This window comes from Pectobacterium quasiaquaticum (assembly GCF_014946775.2).
In the GTDB taxonomy this organism is placed as follows: Bacteria; Pseudomonadota; Gammaproteobacteria; order Enterobacterales; family Enterobacteriaceae; genus Pectobacterium; species Pectobacterium aquaticum.
The window spans coordinates 3,383,936-3,410,347 of the sequence record NZ_CP065177.1; the positions used below are offsets into that span (position 1 = coordinate 3,383,936).

The 26,412-nt window shown below is 53.3% G+C and carries 18 protein-coding genes and 3 tRNA genes; 5 read left to right on the plus strand and 16 right to left on the minus strand.

Annotated features, from left to right (window positions below):
- Positions 1-15: 15 nt before the first annotated feature.
- Positions 16-933 carry a 4-hydroxy-tetrahydrodipicolinate synthase family protein gene (locus IG609_RS15500; protein ID WP_193397981.1) on the plus strand — a complete coding sequence of 306 codons (918 nt, stop codon included), beginning with the start codon at positions 16-18 and terminating at the stop codon, positions 931-933.
- Between the two features lie 87 nt (positions 934-1,020).
- Here IG609_RS15500 and mltA read toward each other — a convergent pair whose 3' ends face one another.
- Entirely contained in the window at positions 1,021-2,151 is a 1,131-nt protein-coding gene (gene mltA / locus IG609_RS15505; RefSeq protein ID WP_180784934.1) for a murein transglycosylase A, read from the minus strand.
- A 292-nt stretch (positions 2,152-2,443) separates the two neighbouring features.
- Between mltA and IG609_RS15510 the strand changes: the two genes are divergently transcribed.
- The 3 genes from IG609_RS15510 (at position 2,444) to IG609_RS15520 (ending at position 2,788) form a co-directional block, all read left to right on the plus strand.
- A tRNA-Met gene (locus tag IG609_RS15510) sits at positions 2,444-2,520 on the plus strand.
- A gap of 57 nt (positions 2,521-2,577) precedes the next feature.
- Positions 2,578-2,654: transfer RNA gene (locus IG609_RS15515), tRNA-Met, on the plus strand.
- Between the two features lie 57 nt (positions 2,655-2,711).
- Positions 2,712-2,788: transfer RNA gene (locus IG609_RS15520), tRNA-Met, on the plus strand.
- 214 nt (positions 2,789-3,002) lie between these two features.
- Here IG609_RS15520 and amiC read toward each other — a convergent pair.
- Entirely contained in the window at positions 3,003-4,247 is a 1,245-nt protein-coding gene (amiC, locus tag IG609_RS15525) for an N-acetylmuramoyl-L-alanine amidase AmiC (protein WP_193397980.1), read from the minus strand.
- 258 nt (positions 4,248-4,505) lie between these two features.
- On the opposite strand from amiC, the gene argA reads away from it, so the two are divergent.
- Positions 4,506-5,849, plus strand: a complete 1,344-nt coding sequence (gene argA / locus IG609_RS15530; RefSeq protein ID WP_193397979.1) for an amino-acid N-acetyltransferase — start codon at positions 4,506-4,508, stop codon at positions 5,847-5,849.
- A gap of 177 nt (positions 5,850-6,026) precedes the next feature.
- Here argA and recD read toward each other — a convergent pair whose 3' ends face one another.
- The 14 genes from recD to rppH all read right to left on the minus strand — a co-directional run bounded on the left by recD (position 6,027) and on the right by rppH (position 26,082).
- On the minus strand, positions 6,027-7,910 hold the full coding sequence (gene recD, locus IG609_RS15535; protein WP_193401144.1) for an exodeoxyribonuclease V subunit alpha: 1,884 nt from the start codon (positions 7,908-7,910) through the stop codon (positions 6,027-6,029).
- The gene (recB, locus tag IG609_RS15540) at positions 7,907-11,488 is read right to left on the minus strand and encodes an exodeoxyribonuclease V subunit beta (protein WP_193401142.1); all 3,582 of its coding nucleotides are present in this window, start codon (positions 11,486-11,488) and stop codon (positions 7,907-7,909) included. Before recB ends, recD begins: the two co-directional genes overlap by 4 nt.
- Positions 11,485-14,421, minus strand: coding sequence for a pitrilysin (gene ptrA / locus IG609_RS15545; protein WP_193397976.1), 2,937 nt, complete (start codon positions 14,419-14,421; stop codon positions 11,485-11,487). The genes recB and ptrA overlap by 4 nt, the downstream gene beginning before the upstream one ends.
- Positions 14,422-14,517: 96 nt before the next feature.
- The gene (gene recC, locus IG609_RS15550; RefSeq protein ID WP_193397975.1) at positions 14,518-17,916 is read right to left on the minus strand and encodes an exodeoxyribonuclease V subunit gamma; all 3,399 of its coding nucleotides are present in this window, start codon (positions 17,914-17,916) and stop codon (positions 14,518-14,520) included.
- 36 nt (positions 17,917-17,952) lie between these two features.
- On the minus strand, positions 17,953-18,366 hold the full coding sequence (locus IG609_RS15555; protein WP_193398011.1) for a prepilin-type N-terminal cleavage/methylation domain-containing protein: 414 nt from the start codon (positions 18,364-18,366) through the stop codon (positions 17,953-17,955).
- Positions 18,353-18,808: a YgdB family protein gene (locus IG609_RS15560; protein ID WP_226374262.1), complete on the minus strand. Its 456-nt coding sequence runs from the start codon at positions 18,806-18,808 to the stop codon at positions 18,353-18,355. The genes IG609_RS15555 and IG609_RS15560 overlap by 14 nt, the downstream gene beginning before the upstream one ends.
- Positions 18,805-19,431 carry a prepilin peptidase-dependent protein gene (locus IG609_RS15565; RefSeq protein ID WP_193397974.1) on the minus strand — a complete coding sequence of 209 codons (627 nt, stop codon included), beginning with the start codon at positions 19,429-19,431 and terminating at the stop codon, positions 18,805-18,807. Before IG609_RS15565 ends, IG609_RS15560 begins: the two co-directional genes overlap by 4 nt.
- Positions 19,425-19,928 (minus strand): prepilin peptidase-dependent protein, encoded by a 504-nt coding sequence (locus tag IG609_RS15570; RefSeq protein ID WP_193397973.1) that lies wholly within the window; start codon positions 19,926-19,928, stop codon positions 19,425-19,427. Before IG609_RS15570 ends, IG609_RS15565 begins: the two co-directional genes overlap by 7 nt.
- A gap of 179 nt (positions 19,929-20,107) precedes the next feature.
- Positions 20,108-20,611, minus strand: a complete 504-nt coding sequence (locus IG609_RS15575; RefSeq protein ID WP_235204923.1) for a PIN domain-containing protein — start codon at positions 20,609-20,611, stop codon at positions 20,108-20,110.
- A 71-nt stretch (positions 20,612-20,682) separates the two neighbouring features.
- Positions 20,683-21,144, minus strand: a complete 462-nt coding sequence (locus tag IG609_RS15580; protein WP_193397972.1) for a helix-turn-helix domain-containing protein — start codon at positions 21,142-21,144, stop codon at positions 20,683-20,685.
- Positions 21,145-21,365: 221 nt separating this feature from the next.
- Positions 21,366-22,160: a thymidylate synthase gene (gene thyA, locus IG609_RS15585; RefSeq protein WP_193397971.1), complete on the minus strand. Its 795-nt coding sequence runs from the start codon at positions 22,158-22,160 to the stop codon at positions 21,366-21,368.
- A gap of 36 nt (positions 22,161-22,196) precedes the next feature.
- Entirely contained in the window at positions 22,197-23,063 is an 867-nt protein-coding gene (gene lgt / locus IG609_RS15590; protein WP_193398010.1) for a prolipoprotein diacylglyceryl transferase, read from the minus strand.
- A gap of 226 nt (positions 23,064-23,289) precedes the next feature.
- On the minus strand, positions 23,290-25,536 hold the full coding sequence (gene ptsP / locus IG609_RS15595; RefSeq protein ID WP_193397970.1) for a phosphoenolpyruvate--protein phosphotransferase: 2,247 nt from the start codon (positions 25,534-25,536) through the stop codon (positions 23,290-23,292).
- Positions 25,537-25,548: 12 nt separating this feature from the next.
- A complete protein-coding gene (rppH, locus tag IG609_RS15600; protein WP_102118309.1) occupies positions 25,549-26,082 on the minus strand; it encodes an RNA pyrophosphohydrolase in 534 nt (177 codons plus the stop codon).
- Positions 26,083-26,412: the final 330 nt, after the last annotated feature.

Below are 26,412 nucleotides of genomic sequence, written 5' to 3' on the forward strand. Positions count from 1 at the left end.
CGACAGGAAACAGACATGAGCAGAGAAAAAATTGAAGGGTCATTCGTTGCCCTCATTACACCTTTCAATGACGATGGCAGCGTGGATTTCGGCGCATTTGAAGCGTTATTAAAATTCCAGGAAGATAACGGTACGGCAGCCGTTTTGATTATGGGCTCAACCGGGGAAGTATCCATGCTGTCCCCAGATGAGAGAAAAGCGATCATCCGCCGAACCGCGCAATACAGCACCAGCAAAATGAAGCTGTTCTATGGCTGTACCGGTAACAATACCGATACCACCATTGACTACGTTCGCTATGCACATGACAACGGCGCAGACGGTGCCATTATCGCCGCCCCTGCCTATATCTGTGCCAGTGAGAGCGATATCGAAAACTACTTTCTGGAAATTGCAGACGCGACCGATTTGCCATTAGGGATTTATAACAACCCACCGCGCGTAAAAACGGACCTGCACTGGACATCGCTGCTGCGTATTTTCCAACACCCAAACTACGTCATTCATAAAGAATCCACCACTCGCGTGGGTCAGGTGGCACAAGTACTGGCAGGCAATCCCGATGTGTCGGTGATGTGCTGCGACTCGCCCAATCTGGGTTTAGTCGTGCCAACGATGTCACTGGGAGGCCATGGAACTGCCAACATGACAGGCAATATTGCACCGGCAGAACTGGCAGAAATTTCGCGCCCGTGGAAAAACGGCGAGGATGCAGAACGCTTCCGGAAGGCGTATCAGCATTTGCTGCCGCTGCTGCACTATACCTACTCGGCAATCAATCCGGTGGCGGTGAAATCGTTGATGAAGGCGGTGGGTTTACCAGCAGGCAGCCTGCGCCGTCCGCTGCGGGGTTTGCAGGGCGAAGCGTTGGAGTCAGGTATTCGTATCGTGAACGAATTAGGATTGAGCAGCAAATACGGCTTTAACCGCTGATTCTGTTCTGGCGCGTGGAGAACAAGTGTTTCATCTCAGAAGTGGTTCATCTTAATTCCACTTCTGAGATTTCAAACGAAAGAATGACTACTGAGGATTATTGACTAACAGCGATCCTGAACCGTTCGTCGGGCTGCTTTGCGCGTTCTTCAACACCCAGACCCGGCCATAGTGGTTATAGAAACCCGCCGAGTGACCTGCATCTGGCCCAATGCCCTGATACATATCGAAATGCTGGCCTTTAATCGCCCCGCCGACATCCAGCGCGATCATCAGGCGCATTTCATACTTGCCGGTGAATTTTCCAACGTTATCCAGCAGCGGCACTTCCATTAACAGAGCCGTACCTGCTGGGATCAGCGAACGGTCAGAGGCAACGGAGGCTTTAGCCACCAGCGGCACGGCGCTAGCCCCTTTGACGGGAGCAGACATCATTGGCTTAAAGAACACAAAAGAAGGATTCTGCTCAAACAGTTCACGCACTTCATATTCGGAATGCTGCTCCGCCCACTTGCGGATGGCCTGCATCGACATCTCTTCACGCGGCACTTCACCACGATCGATCAGCACCTTACCAATACTGCGGTAGGCATGGCCATTTTTGCCAGCGTAACCAAAGAACGTCAGCGGACGTCCATCGCCAAAATCAATATAGGCGCTGCCCTGCACTTCCATCATGAAGTTATCGACCAGCGAGTTAGTCCAAGCGAGAACCAGCCGTTCATCCAGCGCACCTGAATAAATACCGGCGCGATCTGGTAGCCGACGGCTATTTTTGCCCTTTGACGGCATGGCATATAAAGGATGGCGGAATTCCCCCTGACGGGTATGACGCGCCTGCAATACCGGCGTGTAATAACCGGTGAACTGCACGTTACCAAAGTTATCAACGCCTTCCATCTGCCAGGCATTCAGACCAAACTTGCTCAGCTCGCGGGTATCGGCACCGGACATCATCCAGTTTTCAATCGCCTGAAAGGTCGTATTATTGCGCGAGTACAGATTAGGTGACGCCGACCGAATTTCAGAAACCTGAGTCATAAAATCCCGTGCGTTGACCGGTTTTCCTTTGGCATTAGGTTCATTCACCAATTCCAGAGGCTGGTTGAGGTGACCATCTTTATATTGCTGCCCGCGATCGGTTGGCCTGGATTGGCACCCCGCCAGAATGGCAATGACCACTGCGGTCAGCACGTATTTTCCCCACCGTCCCTTCATCTTTGCGCTCGCTTTTTACATCAAAAAATTTACCGTCGAACGATAACAAACGGCTATCGAGAAAGGAATGGGAGAGCACATAAATCCACGGGTCAAACAAATGCTACTCAGCACACGGCATCGTAAAAAATCGATTTTTCTGTTAATCGTCGTATTCCGTTCACAAAACTATCCATTCGGTGACAAATCAACCCACTCGATGATAAATTAATCACCCAACAACCCAATGCTGCGTTTTTTACAGAAATAGGTTGCATCAATGTTCATGACGAGTATAGTGCGCATCCACGGACGCGGGGTGGAGCAGCCTGGTAGCTCGTCGGGCTCATAACCCGAAGGTCGTCGGTTCGAATCCGGCCCCCGCAACCAATTGGTGTGAGTCGTCCATCAAGAGATGTGAAAGCAGTAAAAATAAGTCATTACGGACGCGGGGTGGAGCAGCCTGGTAGCTCGTCGGGCTCATAACCCGAAGGTCGTCGGTTCGAATCCGGCCCCCGCAACCAATTGGTGTGAGTCGTCCATCAAGAGATGTGAAAGCAGTAAAAATAAGTCATTACGGACGCGGGGTGGAGCAGCCTGGTAGCTCGTCGGGCTCATAACCCGAAGGTCGTCGGTTCGAATCCGGCCCCCGCAACCAATTAAGGTTCTTTAAATTAAGAACTGCGCGATAAAGCACCTTAACAGGTGCTTTTTTGTTTTCTACGCATTATCTGTTTCTACATACTATCTGCTTCTACGAACTATCTGTTTCTACGTACTATCTGCTTCTACGTACCATGCCCCAGACCTCATTCCCTCTGAACCGCGCCAGCTAGGCGCGGTCATCGTGCGTTCTATATCTGCAACATCAACTACCGCTCAGCCTGACTGGCAAAGTAGGCTTTAATGCCTGCAAAAATGGATTCCGCAATTTGCTGCTGGAAATGGCTAGTGCGCAGCTTACGCTCTTCTTCCAGATTACTGATAAAGGCCGTCTCAACCAGAACAGAGGGGATATCTGGGGCTTTCAGTACTGCAAACCCGGCCTGATCGACGCTGTTTTTGTGCAGACGATTCACCTTGCCCAGCCGGGTCAGGATCTCTTTACCAAATTTCAGGCTATCGCCAATCGTCACGGTCTGCACCAGATCGAACATGGTGTGATCCAGATAGCGGTCGCCACTCATGCTCACGCCACCGATCAAATCCGATTCGTTCTGGGTCTCTGCCAGAAATCTGGCAGCGGTGCTGGTTGCCCCTTTTTTCGAGAGGGCAAAAACCGACGATCCTCTTGCCGATCGATTGGTAAACGCATCAGCATGAATAGAAATAAACAGATCGGCACGCTGCTTGCGCGCTTTCGCCACCCTTACGCGCAGCGGAATGAATACATCTTCATTGCGCGTCATATAGGCTTTCATGTTGGATTCGTTGTCGATCAGCTTGCGCAAGCGGCGAGCGATTTGCAGCACGATGTCTTTCTCGCGCGTTTTATTCTTGCCAATCGCGCCGGGATCTTCACCGCCGTGACCGGGGTCGAGCATGATAATTAGCGGACGATCCCGTCCGGCTTTCCCCGCTTTAGGCGCTTCTGCCGGCAGCGTACGTTCCAGATCGCCTTTGTTGTAATCCTCCAACAGCGCCAGCAGCGGATCGTCTTCGTTATCGTAGCGCCCTGCGGCAGGATACAAATCCAGCACCAGTCGGTGTTTGAACTCGGCCACTGGCCCCAGCGTAAAGACCTTGGTCGTCGCCTGCTGCTTGAGCTCCAACACCAAGCGCACCGTGGTTTTATCAAACTGGCCGATACGCGCTTCTTTAATCAGGGCGTCGTTATCTGGCTTAAACTGGCTGGCGATCTCCTTCAGCACGCTGTTCAGATGAACATTTTCGATATCCACCACGATGCGTTCAGGATTACTCAGACTAAACTGTTTATATTTCAGCGGGTGATTGGATTCCAGCGTGACGCGGGTATAGGAAGAAGACGGCCAGACGCGCACGGCAACGACCTGTGTCGTCGCCGCTATCCCTACACCACTTACGCTTAACAGCCAGGTTGCTGCTGCGGTTTGTAATAGACGCCGTCGAGTCAAACGATGATTCGAATGAGACATGCCACTCCGATCTGATTGCTGTGCGCTATCCTGTGCCGTTGTGTTGCCAATGCACTGGATAGGTCATTAAAAATGAATAAAGGTAAAAATTGTCAAAAACTTTAACGAATCTGCTCCACGCTGTCATGCAAAAATCCTGTGGAGGCCTTATAACAGGCGGATATCATAAATTTGAAGCATTAACCTCGCTTTTCTGGTTAATACTTCCTCTTGCCTTTTACGTCATAAAGAATAAAAATACAGAAATTACGAATAAAAATGCAAAGAGGGCTCGTAGTGAAGGAACGGAGTACAGAACTGGTTCAGGGCTTCCGCCATTCAGTTCCCTATATCAATGCCCACCGTGGCAAAACGTTTGTCATCATGTTAGGTGGCGAAGCCATTGAACATGCCAACTTCTCTAGCATCGTAAATGATATCGGGCTGCTACACAGTCTGGGGATCAAGCTGGTGGTGGTTTATGGTGCTCGCCCCCAGATCGACGCCAACCTGACAACGCATCACTATGAGCCTCACTACCATAAAAACACCCGTATCACCGACAGCGCCACGCTGGAGCTGGTCAAACAGGCGGCGGGAATGCTGCAGTTGGATATCACCGCTCGGCTGTCGATGAGCCTGAACAACACGCCCCTGCAAGGTGCCCACATTAATGTCGTCAGCGGTAATTTTATTATCGCGCAGCCGCTTGGCGTGGATGACGGCGTGGACTACTGCCACAGTGGCCGTATTCGTCGTATTGATGAAGAAGCGGTTCACCGCCAGTTGAATAGCGGCGCGATTGTGCTGCTCGGCCCGGTTGCGGTTTCAGTCACCGGTGAAAGTTTCAATTTAACCTCGGAAGAGGTTGCAACCCAGCTCGCTATTAAGCTGAAAGCGGAAAAGATGATCGGTTTCTGCTCCTCGCAGGGCGTGACCAATGAAGAAGGCAACATCATTTCCGAGCTGTTCCCCGACGATGCGCAGCAGCGTATTGATGCACTGGAACAGGCTGGTGATTACCATTCGGGTACGGTCCGGTTCCTGCGCGGCGCGGTCAAAGCCTGCCGTAGCGGTGTGCGCCGCAGCCACCTGATCAGCTATCAGGACGACGGTGCGCTGTTGCAGGAACTGTTCTCACGCGACGGAATCGGTACGCAGATCGTGATGGAAAGCGCCGAGCAGGTTCGCCGTGCGACCATCAATGACATTGGCGGTATTCTGGAGCTGATTCGCCCGCTGGAAGAGCAAGGCATTCTGGTCAGACGCTCGCGCGAGCAGTTGGAAATGGAGATCGACAAATTTACTGTCGTGGTACGCGATAACCTGACTATCGCCTGCGCCGCGCTTTATCCGTTTCCAGAAGAGAGCATTGGCGAAATGGCCTGCGTCGCGGTTCACCCAGATTACCGCAGCTCATCACGCGGCGATATGCTGTTACTACGCGTTGCCGCTCAGGCACGTCAGCAGGGTCTGAAAAAGCTGTTTGTACTGACGACGCACAGCATCCACTGGTTCCAGGAACGCGGCTTTTTACCCGCCGAAGTGGAAATGCTGCCGAAGAAAAAGCAGGCGCTGTATAACTACCAGCGTCGCTCGAAGATTCTGGTGCTGGATCTCTGAGTTATTCCACTCGATAACACTTCTCGTGGCCGATCGCAAAATCGGCTACGCTATTTTTATCCGCTTATGGCCGCTTGCCAAACTCACCGCTCACGTTGTTCATTTCAATAAGCCATCAGACAGGGATATCATGCCAATTTGTCAACGCAATTCACACCCGCAGCGTATCGTACTTCCCTAACTGAATGGCATCTTACTAGCAGAAGAGCGCACCATTAATGCGCTAATTCTCTCTTCCAAGCCGCTATAGCGCTGCGTTGGCGTTTTCACCGCCCGGCAGAGAATGCGGACATCGGTATAGAGTGACAAACGCTGGCGCGCACGCGTGATGGCGGTATACACCAGCTCCCGCGTCAGCACCGGTAAATAGTGGTTCGGCAGCACCAGCGCCGTATGATCAAACTCCGATCCCTGCGATTTATGCACTGTCATCGCATAGGCGGTGTCATGCGGCGGCAGACGGCTTGGCGTAACGTCTTTGGTTTCGCCATTTGGCAACGGGAAAAATACGCGCAGCTCACCGCTTCCTCCCATCATGGCGATACCGATATCCCCATTGAACAGGCCTAATGCGGCATCGTTACGTTCAATCATGACCGGTCGGCCGAGATACCAGCGGTTAAGCGGATTACGGCTACGCTGAATCAGCCCAGCCTGATGCAAAGCCTGCTCAATGCGCTGATTCAGCCCTGCTACGCCAAATGACCCTTCGCGCAATGCGCACAGTTGGCGATAGCGCTGGAAAGCAAGCAGCACAGCGTCCGGCGTGGCTCCCGCCGCCACAAGCTGTAGATAATCACGATACCCTTCGACACACTGTGCCAGCATGGCCTGATACTCCTCAGCCGCGGTTAACGGGCTACAGGTAATATCGGCAAACTCGCCGTTTAACACAGAACGCACACGAGCGTCATCACCGTCGTTCACCGCCAGCGCCAGTTGGCCAATACCGGAATGCGGATCGAAACGGTAGCTCCGGCGCAATAGACAGATACTGTCACTGACCGTCGTCTGTCCTTCAGGACCACTTTCATCCAGCTTACAACCCGTCAGCCGCTGCAATTGCTGCGCCCGCGCGCGGCTATAGCCAACCTCGGCAAAACGACAGATATCGCCCAACACCGCCCCCGCCTCGACGGACGCCAGTTGATCGCGGTCACCCAGAAAGATAATTCTGGCGTGTGGCGGAAGCGCAGCGATCACATTCGCCATCATCGGCAGATCGACCATCGACGCCTCATCCACAATCAGCACATCCAAATGTAGCGGGTTGTCCTGATGGTGACGCAGGCGCTGACTGTCTGTCACCGCCCCCAAAAGCCGATGCAGGGTTGTCGCTTCCTGCGGAAACGCATCCCGCAACAAAGGATCCACCGCTAGACGGTGCAGAGCCTGCCCTAGCGACTCCGTGAGCCGCGCAGCCGCTTTCCCAGTCGGCGCAGCCAGTTGAATACGTAACGTCTCTCCCGTATTCAGCTCAATTAGCGCCGCCAGCAATTTGGCCACCGTCGTGGTTTTCCCCGTTCCCGGCCCGCCGGAAATCACCGCAATGCGGCGCGTCAAGGCGACAGCCGCAGCGACCTTCTGCCAGTTAACCTCTTCGCCCACGTCAGGAAACAGCCGATCAAGAACCGCTCGGATCGCGGGTTCATCGACGAGGACTGTATCGCGCTCGCTGGCGATAAACCGCGCCACGCGGCCTTCACTCTGCCAGCTACGCTGTAAGTACAGCTTTTCTCCTTGCAACACCAACGGCGTCGGCTGGCTTCCGTCGCTGACGGCATCGGACGCCAGTAAGCGCTGCCGCCATGCGGCAACCGTGTTTAGCCCTGCCTCCGTGAGTAGCTGTTGTGCCAGCTCAGGCTCGCGGCCGTCAAACAGCGTCTGCGCCTGCAAGTTCTCCAGCGGCAAACACACGTGCCCCGCGCCCGAATGTGCACTCAGGCAGGCCGCGGTCAACAGCAGATCGGGCGTTGTCTCATCCGCCAGCATTCTGGCGAACTGAACATCCAGCGGGCGCAGTAACCGCCGCGCCAGTGCCGTTTCAAGTAACACAATCATGAGGGAATTCCTGTATCAGCATCGTCAGGCGTCTTTCCCTTAAAGAGCGCATCCAGCCCAAAAACAAATTCAGCAGAGGGACGACAGGCAAAGATGCCATTGCCGGGGTGAGACACTTCAACGCCGCGTAAAAACAGATAAAACACCCCGCCAAAATGGCGCTCATAGTCATAATCCGCAATCCGGTGACGCAGATAGCGGTGCAAAGCCAGCGTGTAGAGCTGGTATTGCAAGTCATAGCGATGTTCGGCCATCGACTGCATCATGGCCGTTTGAGTGTACGCGCTGGCATCAGGGCCGAGCCAGTTGGACTTATAGTCCAGCAGGTAATAACGCCCTTCCCAGCGGAACACCAGATCGATAAACCCTTTCAGCATGCCTTTAACCTGCTGAAAAGAGAGCGCCGGACACCGCGCAGATAGCGGATCGTGATTCTTTGCCAACCGATCGAGCTGCGCCGCCTGTATTGGCGCATCAATCGGTATATAGAACTGTAATTCGGCCTGCTTATCTGCGTTATCCAGCGATGACAGCATAATCCCTTGCTCGTTAAGCGACGTATGCAACAGCGTATCCATCCACGTCTTCAATACCGGATGCCAGTGCGCTTCAAATCCCTGTAGCTGTAACTGCTCGGCCAGCCAGTCATCCTCAACGGGCTGAGTGAAATCCAGCGTTTCAAACAGGCTATGCAAAAACGTTCCCGGACTCGCGCCGCGCGGGAACGTATGCGGGGTCAGTTGGGTTTCGTCCGCTTCCTGACGCTCGCCTATCGCTTCGATATCCAGACGCGGCACCAGATCTTGTGCGCTTGCAGAGCCCTGATGCTGAAGCCCCGAATAGCTCGTTACTCGCCAGCCGTCGCGCAACTGACGTTCGATGTAGCGAGCCCGCAGCTCTGCCAATTCCGGTCTATCCGGCTGCCAACGCTGTTCTTCCGTTGCCTGTAGCGGTGTTAATGCGATACCGTCGCCAACCATGCCTTCCAGCTCGTTGACTAACGTGGCAGCCTCGGCTTCTTTACCGCGCTGGAGTAAATAGCCCAGCGCGCTCTGGTGCATATCGCTGCTGCCATCTTTCTTACGCGACCGCTGAACCGGCGCGACGCCCACGCTACAGTGGTAGATAGAACGGGTCAGCGCGACATACAGCAAACGTAAATCTTCTGCCAGCCTCTCTTCTTCTGCCAGGGTCTGGCTTTCTTCATTATTTTGCAGATCCAACACGGCCTGATAGCTCTCGCGATCGTGATAAATTCCCTGATCCTGCACGCGGAAGTTACTGATGAAAGGCAGCCACACCAGCGGGTATTCGAGCCCTTTCGATTTATGGATCGTCACGATCTGCACCAGGTGACGATCGCTTTCCAAACGTAGCTGCTGATTCTCTGCCTGCGGATTAGGTTGGACAATCTGTTGTGATAGCCAGCGTACCAGCGCATGTTCGCTATCAAGCGTTGCCGAGGCATCCTGCAATAATTCACCGATGTGCAAAATATCGGTAATCCGGCGTTCGCCCTCCGCACTCGCTAGAAGGTTCTCCGCCAGTTGATGTTGACTCATCAACGCCCGCAGCATCGGCAGCACGCCACGCTGACGCCACAGAGCACGGTAGCCTGCAAATTCATCGACCAACGCATCCCATGCGGCTTCGCTTTGCCCTAATGCATCAACCTGTTCAGCATCCAGCCCCATCAGAGCCGTCGCCATCGCACTGCGTAACGTGCGCTCCTGTTCCGGTGCCAGCACCGCCTGCAACAGCCACAACATATCGCTGGCTTCCGGCGTGCTGAATACGCTGTCGCGATTGGACAGATATACAGAGGGAATGGACAAACGGCTCAGCGCGTCACGAATCAGCGAGGCTTCACGCCGGCTACGCACCAGCACACTCATGTCAGATGCCCTGACCAAACGGCGGGAGTCATCAGTAACCAGCCAGGCTTCATTGCGCTGACTGGCAGCCAGCCAGTCACGAATCTGCGCCGCACACTGACGCGCCATCTGCTGTTGATAATCACCTACGCCAATCGGTTCTGAACCCGTTAGCCAGAATTGCAGCGCAGGCTGAGGCTGCCCCGCAACCTCAAACACCAAACCGCGCTTGGACTCAGCAGGCTTGACTGGCAGAAAAGGGATATTTTGGAAAATAAAAGGATTTTCCAGACGTTCAAACAAGCGGTTAACGCCGCGTACCATCTGGTGCGACGAGCGCCAGTTCGTACCCAGCGTATAATGCGCGGCCACTTCTCCGCGTGCGTGCATATAGGTAAAAATATCCGCACCGCGAAACGCATAAATAGCCTGCTTAGGGTCACCGATCAGCAGCAGCCCACACTGCGACTGCCCGACGTACAGCGTTCGGAAAATACGGTACTGTTGGGGGTCGGTATCCTGAAATTCATCGATCATCGCCACCGGATAACGTTCGCGAATGGCGCTGGCAAGCTGTTCCCCGCCAGGCTGTTGCAACGCAACATCCAAACGACTCAGCAAATCGTCAAACCCAAGCTCTGCTCGCTGCCGTTTTTCCTCACTCACCGACTCGCGGATCGCCGACAGCGCGCGAACAATGACTAAATCGCGCAGCGACAGCGGCGCTTCAAGCAGCCGTTCGGTCTCCTCAAAGAGAGTATGAACAGGCGGTTCGCCTTTCTTCGTTTTCTCGATTAGCGTTTGCTGGGCAAATCTCACCAGATCTTTCGGCAGTTGGTAATCCAGCGTCGGCTGCTCTGCCCACAGCGTGACTTTCTGTAGCCAGTTGGGAAGATGCTTACTGCTGTAGCTGCGTTTATCGACGCCAGAAGCACTAATCAACACTTCCAGGTCCGCGGCTGACGCCAGCCAGCGTTGTTTGTACGCGTCGATCGTCGCCACGATCTTCTCATGGCGGCTCTGCAACGTTTCGCCCTCTTCTGGCGGCAAGCGAAACACAGGCGCTTCACCGTGCAGATAGGGAGCCAGATCGGCCAGCAGGTTTTCCGGCCCTTTCCACTCCAGACCGACAATACGTGCGACCTCTACTGGCAACGGATAGCAATAACGACGCCAAAAGTCGGCACAGGCCTGGCGGCGCAGCGGCTGTTCATCTTCTATCAGCACCTGTTCGAAAAGCACGCCGGATTCAAACGCATTGGTACTGAGCATACGCTGGCAGAAGCCGTGGATCGTGTAGATCGCCGCTTCATCCATTTGGCGTTCGGCCGCCAGCAATACGTCGGCCGCATCGCGGTGATCCGAAATCTCCGCCAGCAGCTGCGCTAGCGACGTATCTTTAGGCTTATCTGCTTCTTCACCCTGCGCGCTTTTACGCAGGCAGGCGATGCGCAACGCGTGAATTCTGGCACGAATACGCTCCCGCAATTCTTCGGTCGCCGCCTCCGTAAAGGTCACAACCAGAATTTCCTCGACCAGTAGTGGACGTGGATACGCGGCTTGTTTCCCCAGCCCCAGCAGCAGGCGCAGGTAAAGCGCAGCCAGCGTATAGGTTTTCCCCGTTCCGGCCGACGCCTCAATCAACCGCTCCCCGAGGAGCGGCAACGTCATAACGTCTAATGATTGCGGCGCGGCATTTTTCATTCTGCTGAAACCTTACCGACCGCTGTCGATGCTGCTGGCGCAGGGATCATCGTAGGCGCTTTCTCACGCGGTAACGTTTTCTGCAATGAAGACGCATCCGCGTAGGTGTGCCATCCCTTCGGTGCGGCATAGTCCGCTTTACCATGATGGCTACCGGACACCTGCGACAGAATCGCCAGCCCTTCAGGCTTCAGCGCTTTCTGGAAGAAGTCTGCCAGTTGCGTGACCGTCAGCGGTTTGATTTGTTCGAGCAGTTTCTCACGCGAGTCAAAAGCAAAGTTTTCCTGATCCAGATCTTTACGCAGTCGGCTAGCCTCTTCACCTAAGGTTTGCGGGCGCTGATTCAGTTCATTCATCACGCCTTGCTTATACTGCGTGAACTCTTCTTCACTCATTTCACGCAGTCGTTTTTGCGCTTTCAGGTAAAAATCTTCATAGCGCTGATACAGATAAGCAGGCTGTTTGCTGTTGCTTTGCAGCAGGAAGGCAATGCCCATCTGTCGGCCGATCGTCGTTGGGAAGGCAAACACCGCGTAACCCAGTTGCTCTTCCGTTCTCAGTTGGCTGTAGAACCAAGGCTGAACGATCTGCCCCAGCACCGAGCTATACGCCATGCTTTCCGTTTCCGAATACCCCGTCGGTACATACACTGCTGCTAACGCAGAATCCGTGCTGCTGCCCGGGCGTTGCAGATTAGCAAGCTGCGGCTTACTGACTTTGACATCATCGCTACGCGACAGATTCTCGCCACCAGCCTTCAGATGCGCCTTCAGCATATTCGCCAGCTCGGTAACTCGTTCTGGTGCCAGATTGCCGACGACCAGCATTTCCGGCGTGGCTTTTTGCAGCAGGTCTTTACGGTAGTTAACCACGTCCTGTAAACGGATATCCTTCAGCAGGCTACGACGTTCTGCGCGCTCAAAGTAAGGCAATTGCGATATCGCCTGAACCGGCTGTAACGCCTGTTCAAAGGCTTTTGATTTCTCTACCGCATCCAATTGCTGTATGTACCAGGACTTTGCCTGCTCCAACTGTGCTTCCGTCGAGGTAAAGGAGGCGTAGCCATCCGCCAACGTCAGCAGCAATCGTGGCAAATGTTGGGTATAACCATTGGCGCTAATCACCAGACCATCATTGCTGCGGGTGGAGAAACTGATGCCGCCGATCGAAGCCTGATAGCTGAGTTCATCCAGCGCCAGACCTGCCAGATAATCGTTTAACGCAAACAGTACCTGATTACGGGCGGTACTGCGCGCTTCCTGATTACGCAGGAACAGCGTGATTTCCGCTTTCGGCTCATCAGCGAAGTAGTGGCTTGGCATATAAAGCACGCGCAGCCCCGGCTGATTCAGCAGAAGTGTCGGTTTAGCGATCGCCTTATCGGCTTTGATCAGGGAGAAATCATCCGGGATATAGGGGTTGATCGTCGGCAACGACAGTGACATTTTCTGCCCCAGCGTTTTCCATTTTGCAAATGTGGCTGACGGGATTTTATTCATCTCGTACGGCGCATCGACAAAATAGGCCACTTTATTATGCGGCTCATTCGGGCTGATGACCCAGACGCGCGCATTCTGCGGCGTCATCTCGTCCAGTCGTGCGGCGATAGCTTTCGGATCGTAGCGATCGGCGACATACTGCGCATCCAGAGTATGTTCGACCGGCACGCTCAGCATGGTATCCACCAGCCATTCGATGTAGTCCATATCACGGCTGATGGACGGATAGCGGAAATCCAGATCCAGGACATGCGCGATCTCATCAAAATAGCGCTGCTGAATCCCTTCTGTGCGGATTTGTTGCAGGTAACGGAATATTGCAGCGATCACTTCATCACGCTGTGCTAGACCTTTATCGGTCAGCGAGGCTGAAATAGCGAACATGCCGCCATTACGGTCGATGATCGGCGAAGAACCCGCCCCGATAGACTCAACCAGCCCTTCCTTTTGCAACCAGTCAGAGAGCGTATTCTGACTGCGGTTGCCGATCAGATAGCTTATGTAGGTATCCGTCTTGCTGCGAAATTCCTGGCTAATATCGCTGACGCGAAACTCAATGCGCAGCTGTTTTCTCGGCTGAGCAGGAACATAGTGAATCATTACGCCACGCTGCTTTTCCGTCGCCACAGGAACGGTAACAGCAGGGACGCTGGCGTTGTGATTGGGAATACGCCCGAAGGTATCAACCGCCAGTTTCGCCAGTTCAGGCAGAGGTTGATTGCTGTAAATCACCCCTTTCATCAGGTTGGCTGAGTAGTATTGCTGATAGAACTTCACCAGCTCATCATGCAGTTTACTGCTGGGTTTATCGCTCAGGGTTTCAAGATTGCCCCCCGAAAAACGCGCGCTCGGGTGCGCTGGGTTCAGCGTCTCTGCTCCCACCTGCGCCATGCGGTGACCGTCACGCGAACGCGCCATCGTTAATTCCGCATTGACCGCGTTACGTTCGCGATCGGCATTCACCGGGTCGAGCAGCGGTTCCGCAATCGCATCCGCCATCCGATCGACGGCGGGCCGCAGCGCATCATTTTCCACTTCCAGATAAAACGCCGTGCGATAAGACGCCGTGCTGGCATTGTGGCTACCGCCATGCTTTTTCAAAAACTCTGACAGCGCTTCTGGTTCTGGGTAACGTTTCGATCCCATCAGCACCATGTGTTCGAGGTAATGCGCTAATCCCAGTTGATTATTGGGGTCGTCCAGCGAGCCAATAGGCAGCGCCAGTGATGCCAGCGATTTGGGTGCCTGCGGATCGGAAACCAGCAGAACGGTCATTCCATTATCCAGTTTGATCGCCTGATAGTGCCGCGGATCTTTTTCGCTTTTTCGAATCGTCTGAGCCAGCGGCTGCCAGCCCGTCTCAGCCCAACTCGCCGGAAGCCAGAATGTGAATAAAAGAAACCACCCGGTAATCCAGACCCACTGTTTACGCATGCAATTCTCCAACCTCATATCCATCACTTTTCACGTTGCAGTGCGTTATCTTCTCGCACCTCGAAATCGACTCGGGCATTACCCAAAACAAACTCATCACGCCAGATTAGAGCGGAACGGTGGCAGTAGCCAGATTTGCGCCGCTTCAATCACCTCATTCATTCGCTTTTCATCCAACTCACGGATAATACGTTGCAGGTAATAATCCTCCCCTTCACCCCGCATTCCCATGTTGCCCTGCCAGGCTTGCAGTAAACGGGCGCGCGCTTTGTTCTGCGCCTCCTCATCCGACCGCAGGCTATCGCTTTCGCGATCATAACATTCAGCCAGCCAGGCACTCCCCGCTTTATTGAGCAATAACAGCGGCTTGCTCATTCCTTGACGATAGCCATCCAGCATGACAGATAAATGTTCTCTGGCCTGCAATTCCGACAAGACAGCAAAGCGCCACGCCGTCTCTTCCCGCCCATACAGTCGACTTTCACCCTGCCCGCCCGTTGCACAGTAGGCCAGATGCTCCAACCACAGCGTAATGCCATCCTTCATCGAAAGCGTGCCGGGACGCCAGCGCAGCAAACCATCCGGCTGCACCTGATTCAGCCAGCCGCTGACGCGTACACCGTCGAGGAGAATATCCACTTCCCGACTCACCGACAGCGACGGCGTTAATTCATCACGCACACGCGCAGCCAACTGCGCCATCTCCTGCTGCTGTTCCTGCCAGTAAATTTCGCCGAACGCACCATAGGGCAACTCACCCGCGGCTCTGGCACGGCGATACAGTTTTTCCGTATCGCCTTCATTAATCAAGGTATTAAGCAACTCGCTATTCAATTGATAGCGGTTAAGACTATCAACCACAAAGGGCTCTTCATCCAACAGCTCATCGCTGTGCAGCATGAAACTCACACCAAGCCGCAGTTGAAAAAAGGCTCGCACAGGATGACGATAAAAACGCTTCAAATCGTCCAGGCTGACATCCCTATCACTCGCTCTTGCGGACAGCGCTTCGCGATCGAAATCAGGCTGAGCTTCCCCTTTTCGGTTCGCCGCCGCCAGCCACTCGGCCGCAAAACTCAACGGCTGCGGTGCAGACAGGAAGTTATTCGCATCAAAAGGCATACGGCTATGTTCGCGGCAAAGGTGCTTCACCACGCGCTCCGCGCTGCTATCGATATCCAGCGCTTCATCGCCCGGCAGAACGTAACTTTGCGCGATATATTCCGTCAGTTCGCTGACCAATACGGAAGGATAGCGGCGCGTATTATCCTGAATTGAGCGCCCGATATAGCTGATATAGAGTTTGTGCTGCGCCGACAGAAGCGCCTCAAGAAACAGATAGCGGTCATCATCACGTCGGCTACGATCGCCGCGCTTGATTTTCCGCCCCATCAGATCGAACCCGAGCGGTGGCAGCGTTCGAGGATAAACGCCGTCATTCATGCCCAACAAACACACGACCTTGAACGGAATGGAACGCATCGGCATCAGCGTACAAAAATTGATCGAACCAGCAAGAAAACGCTGGCTGAGCCGCTCCTGATCGAGACGCCGCGACAGTTCATCACGTAACCGGGAGATTGGCACCTGTTGCGGATAATGCGCCATCGTGCCCATACCAATCACGTACTGCCACTGTTTTTCAACTAACGCCAGCGCCGCTTCGGTCTCACTGTCAGCGTCAAAGAAGGTTTCGATCAGCTCTCGACATAACGGTAGCCAGTCGACAAGTACGCGCGGCTGAGATAGGCGCTGACGCCAGTGATGGATCTGCATCAGCAGTTCGGCCAGTTGACCGGCCAGTTCGGCAATCAGGCCGCTGGATTCATCATAAGGCAGTACGCCCTGCCAATCGCCGGCCTGACTGTCCATCGCATAGCCCAGCAGCATTCTCGTCAGGCCGAAACGCCACGTATGTTGCCCTGTTGGCGGCAGCATCAGATCGCGCACGTTGTCGTCATCCAGTCCCCAGCGCACACCGGATTCCACCACCCACAGACGCAGACGCCGTAGTCCTTCTTCCTGAATACCGAAACGCGCGGCCAACGCAGGCACTTCAAGCAATGCCAAAACCTGTTCCGCCGTAAAACGGCTCGTCGGTAAATCCAGCAGGCTGATTACCGCCTGCAAGGCGGGATGCACATGTCGCGCACGCTGATCGGAGATGGCAAAAGGCAGGTAGCGGTTATCTGGCGCGTTGCCAAACACCGCCTGAATAAACGGCGTATAGCTGTCGATATCTGCCATCATCACAATGACATCACGCGGCATCAGTTCAGGATCGTCAGCCATCATGGCCAGCAGCCGATCGTGAAGCACTTCCACTTCACGCTGCGGGCTATGGCAAGCGTGGAAATCGATCGAACGATCGTCGAGAGCCAGCAGGCGTTTTTGCATGCTGGTGTTCTGCGTTTCGTGACTGACGGCCACTACCGCGTGGTCTTCCAGCTCAAGAATGTCGCGCTGCAAGGTTTGCAGCAGATTTTCGCCATCCGACTCAACAAAAGCGTCGATCTCCTGCACGCTATCCAAATCAGCCAGTAGATACAGGTTATCGCGCCCCAGCTTTCCCCACGATGCCAGCAGCGGATTATTAATCGACTGTTTACCGTCGTCGTTGAACAATGCTTCTGCCTGTGAAGGATCGCGAAAGAGCGGGCGGGTTTCATCAGTCTGTTTGCCATCAAAGCGATGTAAGCGGCGGTTGCGGGCTTTTAGCTTCGCCAGAAATTTATAATCCTGAATGTCACTCCAGTAATGGCGACAAGGATTGGTAAATAGCAGGTGCACATCAATATGACGCGCCAGCGCGTTCAACGCCTGTAAATAGATGGGGGGTAACGCCGAAATACCGCAGATAAAAACGCGTGGCGGCAGGCCTTTCGGGCACGTTTTTGCCTGTTCTAACGCAGTAATAAAGCGTTGATACAGAATCGCATGGTGCCATTCGGGCTGCGCCAGTTCACGCGTGTAATCTACCAGAGCGCGCCACAGCGCGGACTGCCACAGCTGGTTACCACCAAGATCGTCAACCTGTTTCCCTTCTTGCCATGCCTTGATCCATTCCGGGCGATAAATCAGATATTGATCGAAAAGATCCGCTACGCGTCCAGCAAGCTGATGCAGCTTGCGCTGGTTATCGTCATCCTGCAAATAGTGGTTAAGGGCCGCAAAATCAGGCTGAGCCAACAAATCGGGCAGCAAATGCATAAGCTTCCACGTCATCGCATCCTTGCTGAAGGCACTTTCTTTTGGAATATCCGGCAGCACATGGCGACACATATTCCACAAAAAAACACCGGGCAGCGGGAATTGAATATTGGCAGCAATCCCGAAGTGTCCAGCCAGTTCAATTTGCAGCCACTGCGCCATCCCCGGGCTTTGAACTAAAATCACTTCCTGCTGGAAGGGATCCGCAAGCGGCTGACGTTTTATCAGCTCAACCATCAGTCTTTTCAAGATATCTAACTGATTAGAGTGATAGATTCTAAACATTCTGGCTCCTGCTCGCCGCGGCTTACGATTTATAGTTCATAGTTTACCCAAGTATGCCTGCCCAACAGGCGATGACAGGCAAAACCAACGGTTTAGTGTAGCCTGATAGCGGCGTGGCGTCATGACTCTTGCCATTACCTGACGGCATTCTCCATTCTGGAACTGCTCTGACATACTAAACTGCCAGTTTTTGCTAAGAGATTCTTCATGACCAAGCGCGAACGGATCATACGACACACCCGCTTCATAGGCTTCCAACTGCTGCATCGCAAATCGCCAGGCCTGACGCTGCTGCAACTGGTGTTGAAATGACTGCTGCAAGATTTGGTGATATTGCAGTAGCCCCATCAGCGACACGGCAAACAAAAGCGCCGCCACCAGTGTCTCCGGCAGGCTAAAGCCAGATTGATGGCTCACAATCCTCTTGTTCAGCGCGTTATTCCGTTGCATCACAGCGTGTCACCTCCTTATCAGGACAAAAATCTAGCCAGCCATTACCCAATGGTTGAATCGCAATCTGGTTCGACGACAGTGCCGAAAAGGATACCCGTTGGTACAACGTCAACGGTCGCGCTGAAGCGGGAAGCGTTCCTTCGCCACGCAGTAATCCTTGTTCCCCATCCGAGGCCGCACGCAGACACACCACAAGCTGTTCTGCCGACAGCCGCTGACACTGCCAGTTTTCTGTTAGCGTTCCCCAACGCTGCCCCCTTCCCCAGTTCAGCGAGGACAATGCCTGATTGAACGCGCGCAGATAGTGCCGTTCATCGTTCCCCACCTGAATGGCAGCATCAAGCTGGCGTTGCAAACCGGACATCAACAGCAGGCCAATAATGGCGATGAGCAGCACCATAGCCAGCGTTCCACTTCCCTCCTGGTGTCCTTTTCTCATTGGTTACGACCCAGAATAAGGCGGGAGGTATGCTGCTGAACGGCAGGACGTTTGGCCCAATAACCAGCGAGCTGTAATTCATATAACGCCGCATCATTTTGTCCAGACAGGCGCTGTAACCGGAACACCGTGAGCACCACCTCTTGCGGATCAAACAGCTTCTCCCATCTGTCGCCCTGACAGTTATGCGCCCCGCTCTGAATTTCCAACGACCGACCGCGCAGGCGATAGCCAAAAGACTCGGCATCCTGCTGTTCCCCACCATCCCAAACCCCATTTCGGTTCAGATCGTAAGAAACATTCAGACAGCTGTTTTCCGCCTCGCCCAGATACTTCCCTATGCTAATTGCCTTTCCCTGACAGGTTCCCGCACAAAAACCGGCCCGACGAATATCTTTCTCAACCCCCATCGCCACCTGACTGAACAATTGCTCCAGCCGGAAAAGCTGTGCGCTGTCCTGGCTTTGACTGCGTAGCAGAGGATACAACTGCGCCGCCGACAGCATAATCAGGCTCCCTAAACTCAGTGCAAGCAGGATTTCCGGCAGAGTGAATCCACGCTGCTTACACTTCGGCTTTGGTTGCCTCAATTTTGTTCGTGTCAACACGAGCGGTTTCAGCATAGGGGAATCGCCAGGACAACCTGCGCCTCGCTGCACAGACGTATCCGCCCTCTTACCGAGATGATGAGGCGTAGCTGACCCGCAGAATTCGACAACGAGATATGTCCGGCCTGTGCCGCGTTGCGCAAGCCAAAGAACGTAAAAACGTTGCTTGTGAACTTTGTCAGCACAACATCCTGCGTGCGGCGAACGAACTGCCCCGGATGATTCTCACGGCACGTCTCCTCTGCCTGCTTTTCATTCTGCCCTGCCACCATGCACCATAGCTCTCCCTGCGATATGAGCTTCGCTGTGCGGGTTTCGTTATGCCAGTAGGCATTCGCCTGAACCCGCCCCAAAAAGTCCAGCAGTTGCTGCGCACTCTGCTCCAGACGGATTGCCTGCTGATACTGAATCCAGCCATGCAGGCCGCTCCCCGCCATTAGCGCCACAATCGTCAGCACCACCAATAATTCAAGCAAGGTGAACCCTCGCCGTTGTCGATTCCCTGTTTTCATGGCGTCAGGATAGTGAATCTTATCTGTAAAAACAGCGTGTTAACCGCGTTATACGCGGCGGCCCGCAATGTTTTACTGCAACGGTGTAACAACAGAAAAAGCGTGCGGGGAGGTAGGGAAAATACAATGAAAAAACGGCGCCTGCTTGTATGGAAGACGCCGTCTGATAGGGTATATCGTTAAATCAGTGCTCGATACGCATCCAGTTCTTTTACCGTCATAGGTAACCCCTGACGCAGGAGACAATCCAGATACTCGTCCACATCAAATGGAGGCTTTCTGAAAGCTGTGCGTGAAGTTCGAACGGCTTTAAGTACCAGTGCAGAATTGAGATCAAATAAATCGGCAATAAACTCGTCTGGGTGCATGGCTTCCACCGCAAACTCGGAAAGTGCCGTTGCTGGAAAATCTTTCAGATTTGCCGTGACGATAACTTCTGCATTAGCGCGTATCGCAGCGGCCAATACATGTCGATCATCCGCATCAGGTAAAACCAGAGCAGGGATAAGTTGTTCGAAACCAGTCACATTGGCATCAGGTAATGCCTTATTCATCAAATGCTCAATGTTCCTGAGCTTATCCATCGTTACGTCTGCATTATTTAGCAACAAATTTCGCTGCCACTCTTCCTGAATTAGTGCCGTCCACTTTGGCTGATATAGCCCTGTTAAACCAAGATGCATGAGCAAATCCCGTAGCAAAGATGGATAAATGACACACGCATCAAGTACCACGGGATAGGGGGAGTGATTCATTAGTAAAACCCGAGTTCCTGACTTCGGTCTGTCAGTTCCTGCATGGCTTGCATACTTTCACTTTCACGCTGTTCTTTGTATTGCATCAAATCAGCAAAAAGCACGCGGCGATGACGACCTGTTTTATGGAAAGGAAGATGCCCTTCTTCCAAAAGCTTCACCATATGTGGCCGTGAAACATTCAGAATATTTGCCGCTTCTTGTGTCGTTAACTCAGCCTGCACGGGGACAATCTGGACAGCATTACCCGCCGCCAGTTCGCCAAGGATGCTCATCAAAAGCGTGAGTGCTGAGGTAGGCAACTCGATCCGATGGGCAATATCATGTGCATCCTGAATCGAAATTTCCTGTGTTTCCAGCTTCGTAGACAAGTAGGTTGCAAGCTGCCTTTGTCCACGAATAGCGGCCTCCATTTCTTTTGGAGCCGGAAGGCTCAAACTATTTAGAGGAGTATTTTTCATCAAGTATTCCAGCGTTCTTCGGTTCGTAAGTTTCAGAGTAGCAATATCAGCCCCAAGGACTGACATCGTTAAAACAAACATTAATCGAAATAAACGAAAATCGCAATATTCGAAACGATTGATTTTCACATACGGTAGATTCAGGAAGCAGTATGTCCGCTGCACGAAGAGCAATAACAAAAAGGGCCGCATGACGCGGCCCTCGAAAATAGAGAGAGGCTTTAGATCGCAACCGATGCTTTGATGGCGGGATGTGGGTCGTATCCCTCGATTTCAAAGTCCTCGAAGCGGTAGTCGAACAGCGTATCCGGACGGCGCTTAATCACTAGTTTAGGCAGCGCGCGCGGCTCACGACTCAGCTGCAATTGCGTCTGTTCCAGATGGTTGTTGTACAGATGCGTGTCGCCGCCAGTCCAGACGAAATCACCGACATCCAGATCGCACTGCTGCGCCACCATATGCACCAGCAGCGCATAGCTGGCGATATTGAACGGCAGACCGAGGAAGATATCGCACGAGCGCTGATAAAGCTGGCAAGAGAGTTTGCCATCCGCCACGTAGAACTGGAAAAACGCGTGGCACGGTGCCAGCGCCATTTTGTCCAACTCACCCACGTTCCAGGCAGACACGATAATACGGCGAGAATCTGGATCTTGTCTCAACTGGGTCAGAACATTCTTCAACTGGTCGATCTCACGACCGTCGGCAGCGCCCCATGAACGCCACTGTTTACCGTAAACCGGCCCCAAATCACCGTTCTCATCCGCCCATTCATCCCAAATACTGACCTTATTTTCATGCAGATAAGCAACATTGGTATCGCCGTTCAGGAACCAGAGCAGCTCATGAATAATCGAACGCAGGTGGCATTTTTTGGTGGTCACCAGCGGAAACCCGTCCTGCAAGTTGAAACGCATCTGATGGCCGAAAATAGAACGCGTGCCCGTGCCGGTACGGTCGGCTTTCGGCGTGCCCTCTTCAAGCACTTTTTTCATCAGATCCAGATACTGTTTCATACTACCTCACCACAAATATTAAAGAAGGACGGCGGATTATTGCTGTGCAGGCTGACGGCGGTAGGCCCAGACCATCATCAGAATACCAGCGATCACCATCGGCAGAGACAGAATTTGCCCCATGCTGAACAGGCCGCCGAACAGCCCCAGTTGCGCATCCGGCTGGCGGAAGAATTCAGTAATGATTCGGAACATGCCATAACCGATCAGGAAAAGCCCTGAAACGCTGCCCATCGGCCGAGATTTACGAATAAAGAGATTCAGAATGATAAACAGCGCCACACCTTCCAACATCATTTGATACAGTTGGGAAGGATGACGCGGCAGCATGCCGTACTGATTGAAAATCGCCTGCCATTGCGGGTTGCTGACGGCCAGCGCCATATCTTCGCCGCGCGAGCCAGGAAACAGCATGGCCCACGGCGTATCCGTCGTCACGCGTCCCCACAGTTCGCCATTGATGAAGTTACCCAGTCGGCCAGCACCCAACCCGAAAGGAATCAGAGGGGCAATAAAATCAGCAACCTGGAAGAAATGGCGTTTAGTGCGATGAGCGAACCACAGCATGACGCAGATGACGCCCATTAAGCCGCCGTGGAACGACATGCCGCCATCCCAGACTTTGAAAAGATAGAGCGGGTTTTCAAGAAATGATGGGAAGGCATAAAACAGGACATAACCCAGACGCCCGCCGACGAAGACCCCAAGGAACCCCATATACAGCAGGTTTTCGACTTCATCTTTGGTCCAGCCGCTACCCGGTTTATTCGCCCGACGCACCGCCAACCACATGGCAAATACAAAACCCACCAGATACATCAGCCCATACCAGTGCAGCGCCAGCGGGCCGATTGAGAAAATCACGGGATCAAACTGAGGAAACACCAGATAGCTTGTCGTCATCATTCACCACATATTTTATTGTGTTATCCCTACTTTTGGGATCGTCATTGATAGGCAAAAGGCAGGAGAATGAATCTGTTCCTGCGAACCGCGGTGGCGAATCATAGCATACGCGCCCACGCTCGTTGATCGCAGAGGGGAAAAGTTCTGTAAAACATTGAGTCGTTGTTAAACATTTACTCGCAATTAAATCTTGATGTCTCCGTCAATACCGCACCGCGACGAATTAGCGTCCGCCGCGAATCAAGCCGCCCAGCCCGCGCTCTTCCATGAAGATCGCCGCCCACTGTCGGACTTCCGTCGCGCTCTGCGCACCGAGCAATTGCTTCACCAACGCCTGCGATTCCGCCAGCGTAATTTGGCGCAGCAGATATTTAATTCGTGCAACGCTACGTCCGTTCATACTGAGCGAGCGATACCCCAGCCCGGTTAGCAGCAGTGCACCAAGCGCTTCACCCGCCATTTCACCACACACGGAAAGTGGAATATTATGCCGCTCACACTCGACGGCGATCATATTCAACGCCTGCAACATGGAAGGATGCAGACTGTCATAAAGCGATGCCACATGAGCGTTGTTACGATCTACCGCCAGCAGATACTGTGTCAGATCGTTCGTACCAACCGAAACAAAATCGATGCGGGAAGCCAGATGAGGGAGCAGGAACAGCATCGACGGCACTTCGATCATGATCCCGATTCGCGGCTTGGGCTGCGGGAAGCCCAGCAATTCTTCTACTTCGCTCGCGGCCTGATCGATCAGGCGACGCGCTTCGCTGATTTCATCCAGACTGCTGACCATCGGCAGCAGGATGTTGAGGTTGCCAATATGTGCGTTAGCACGCAGCATCGCGCGAACTTGAATCAGAAAGATTTCAGGCTGATCGAGCGTAATACGAATACCGCGCCAACCGAGACATGGGTTCTCTTCGCTAATAGGCAGATAAGGCAGCGGTTTGTCTGCACCGATATCCAGCGTGCGCAGCATCACGGGACGCGTAGGGTAAAGTTCCAACATGTTTTGATATTGCGCCATCTGCTCATCTTCGGACGGAAATCCGCTTTGCAGCATAAATGGGATTTCCGTCCGATACAGCCCCACGCCATCAACCTGATTGATAAAGCGTTTTTCGTGTTCAGCGCTTAGGCCAGCATTCAGCATGACCTGAACGCGTTCGCCGCTTTTCAGTACGGCAGGCTGTTCCATTTCGCCTTCGGCCAGGCGAGTCAGCTCATTTTCTTCCGTCAACAGACGCTGGTATTCCTGTACCAACACGGGTTCAGGATCGACCAGCAGCTCACCGCGATAGCCGTCGATAATCAGCTGTCGCTGATGCAGCATGTCAGGCTGAATGTCCGCGCCTACCAGCGTCGGAATGCCCATGGCACGGACGAGAATCGCCGCATGCGAATTCGCGGCACCGTCATAGACAACAACGCCCGCCAGACGCTCCGGCGGCAGTTCCGCCAGCAGCGTGGCGGTTAATTCATCCGCTACGAGGATAAAGCGCTCAGGCCATTGCCCCATGATTTGCGCGTTATCGTCGAGGTGGAACAACAGTCGTTGCCCCAACGCACGCAGATCGCCCGCCCGTTCGCGTAAATAAGTATCCTGCAAGTTGGTGAACTGCGCGGCAAAGCGCTCGATCACCAGCTTCACGGCCCACTCGGCGGCATTGCCCGCATCCACTTCCTGAAAGAGTTCTCGCTTGAGCCGCGCATCGTTCAGCAAGTGCGAGTACAAATCGAAAATCGCCGCACTCTCTTTCTGCGCGCTGGCGCTAAACCGCTTGCTGAAGCGACGGAATTCCGCCGTTGCCTCTTCCAGCGCCTGCGTTAAACGGGAGCGCTCACGCTCGCTGTCCAGACTCGATGCGGGGAAAACCTGTTCCAGAGAAGGCTGAGTACAATCCTGCCAGCCGGGGGCAATCGCCACGCCGGGTGCAGCCACCAGCGCCTTAACGCGCGTCTGACGGTATTGACCGAAGAGCGTTTTTATCTGTGAAAGGGAAAGAATAGCGGCCATCTGCGTGGCCAGCGTCACCATGAACGATTCTTCGTTTTTATCAAACTGACGATGTTCACGCTGCTGCACTACCAGTACGCCCAGCAGGTGGCGACGGTAGATAATGGGAACGCCAAGAAAAGAGCGAAAATGTTGCTCTTTCACAGCGGGGATATATTTGAAACTGGGGTGTGCACGCGCGTCAGCCAGATTGATGGGCTCAGCACGTTGCCCGACCAGCCCGACAATACCTTGCCCAAAAGCCAGCGTAACCGTACGCCCGCGCGGCTTTTTCAACCCGCGCGTTGCCATAAGGTAATAACATTGACGATCGTGATCGGCCAGATAAATGGAACAGACTTCCGTGTCCATAGCCTGACAGGTCTCATTGACCAGAATGTCCAGCGCATCACTAAGGCGGGCCGTTGCCGCAACGTTTTCGACAATTTCTCGCAAGCGCGTGAGCATAATGTGCCTAAATTACCCTCTTTTTCGCCGAAGACCGGATGGCGTAACCACTCGAGCTGCAACACTCTCCTGAAGCAGTATCACCGGATTGATAAATTCCTTCATCACGCGACGATAGACATCTCGCTTAAAAGAGACGACCTGACGTACCGGATACCAGTAACTCACCCAGCGCCAGCCATCAAACTCCGGCGTGCCGCTGCTCTGCATATTGATATCCGATTCATTACACATCAATTGTAGCAAAAACCATTTCTGCTTTTGGCCGATACAGACCGGTTTTGTATCCCAACGCACCAAACGCTTTGGTAATTTATAGCGTAACCAGTTACGGGTAGATGCCAATACGCGCACATCCTTTTTTCTTAACCCGACTTCTTCAAACAGTTCGCGGTACATCGCCTGCTCAGCACTTTCACCGGGGTTAATTCCCCCCTGAGGAAACTGCCAGGAGTGCTGACCATAGCGCCGGGCCCACATCACCTGCCCCTGCCGATTACAAATTACAATACCAACGTTTGGGCGGTAGCCATCATCATCGATCACCGGACTACCTCGATAAACATCAATGCAAAGATGGCCTGATTGTTTCACACTCCCGTCAGGTGGTAAACCACTGCTTAGAAAGCATGTGATACGAATAAAAGTAAGATAACCCACAGATAAGATCAAAGTTATAAACATGTGAAGACAAGAATCGGCAATTTATTCACTTTTTCTGTGGACATCTTTGTGCAGAACCCATGAAGAAGTGAGTAAAACTCATTTTTAATGAAGAAAAAATATTAATGCGAATTAAAAATTAATGCTTTTTATTCATAAAATTACAAACCATTTTACTTGAAATGCCGCTCCCTTATTTTTTGTTCAAATGAC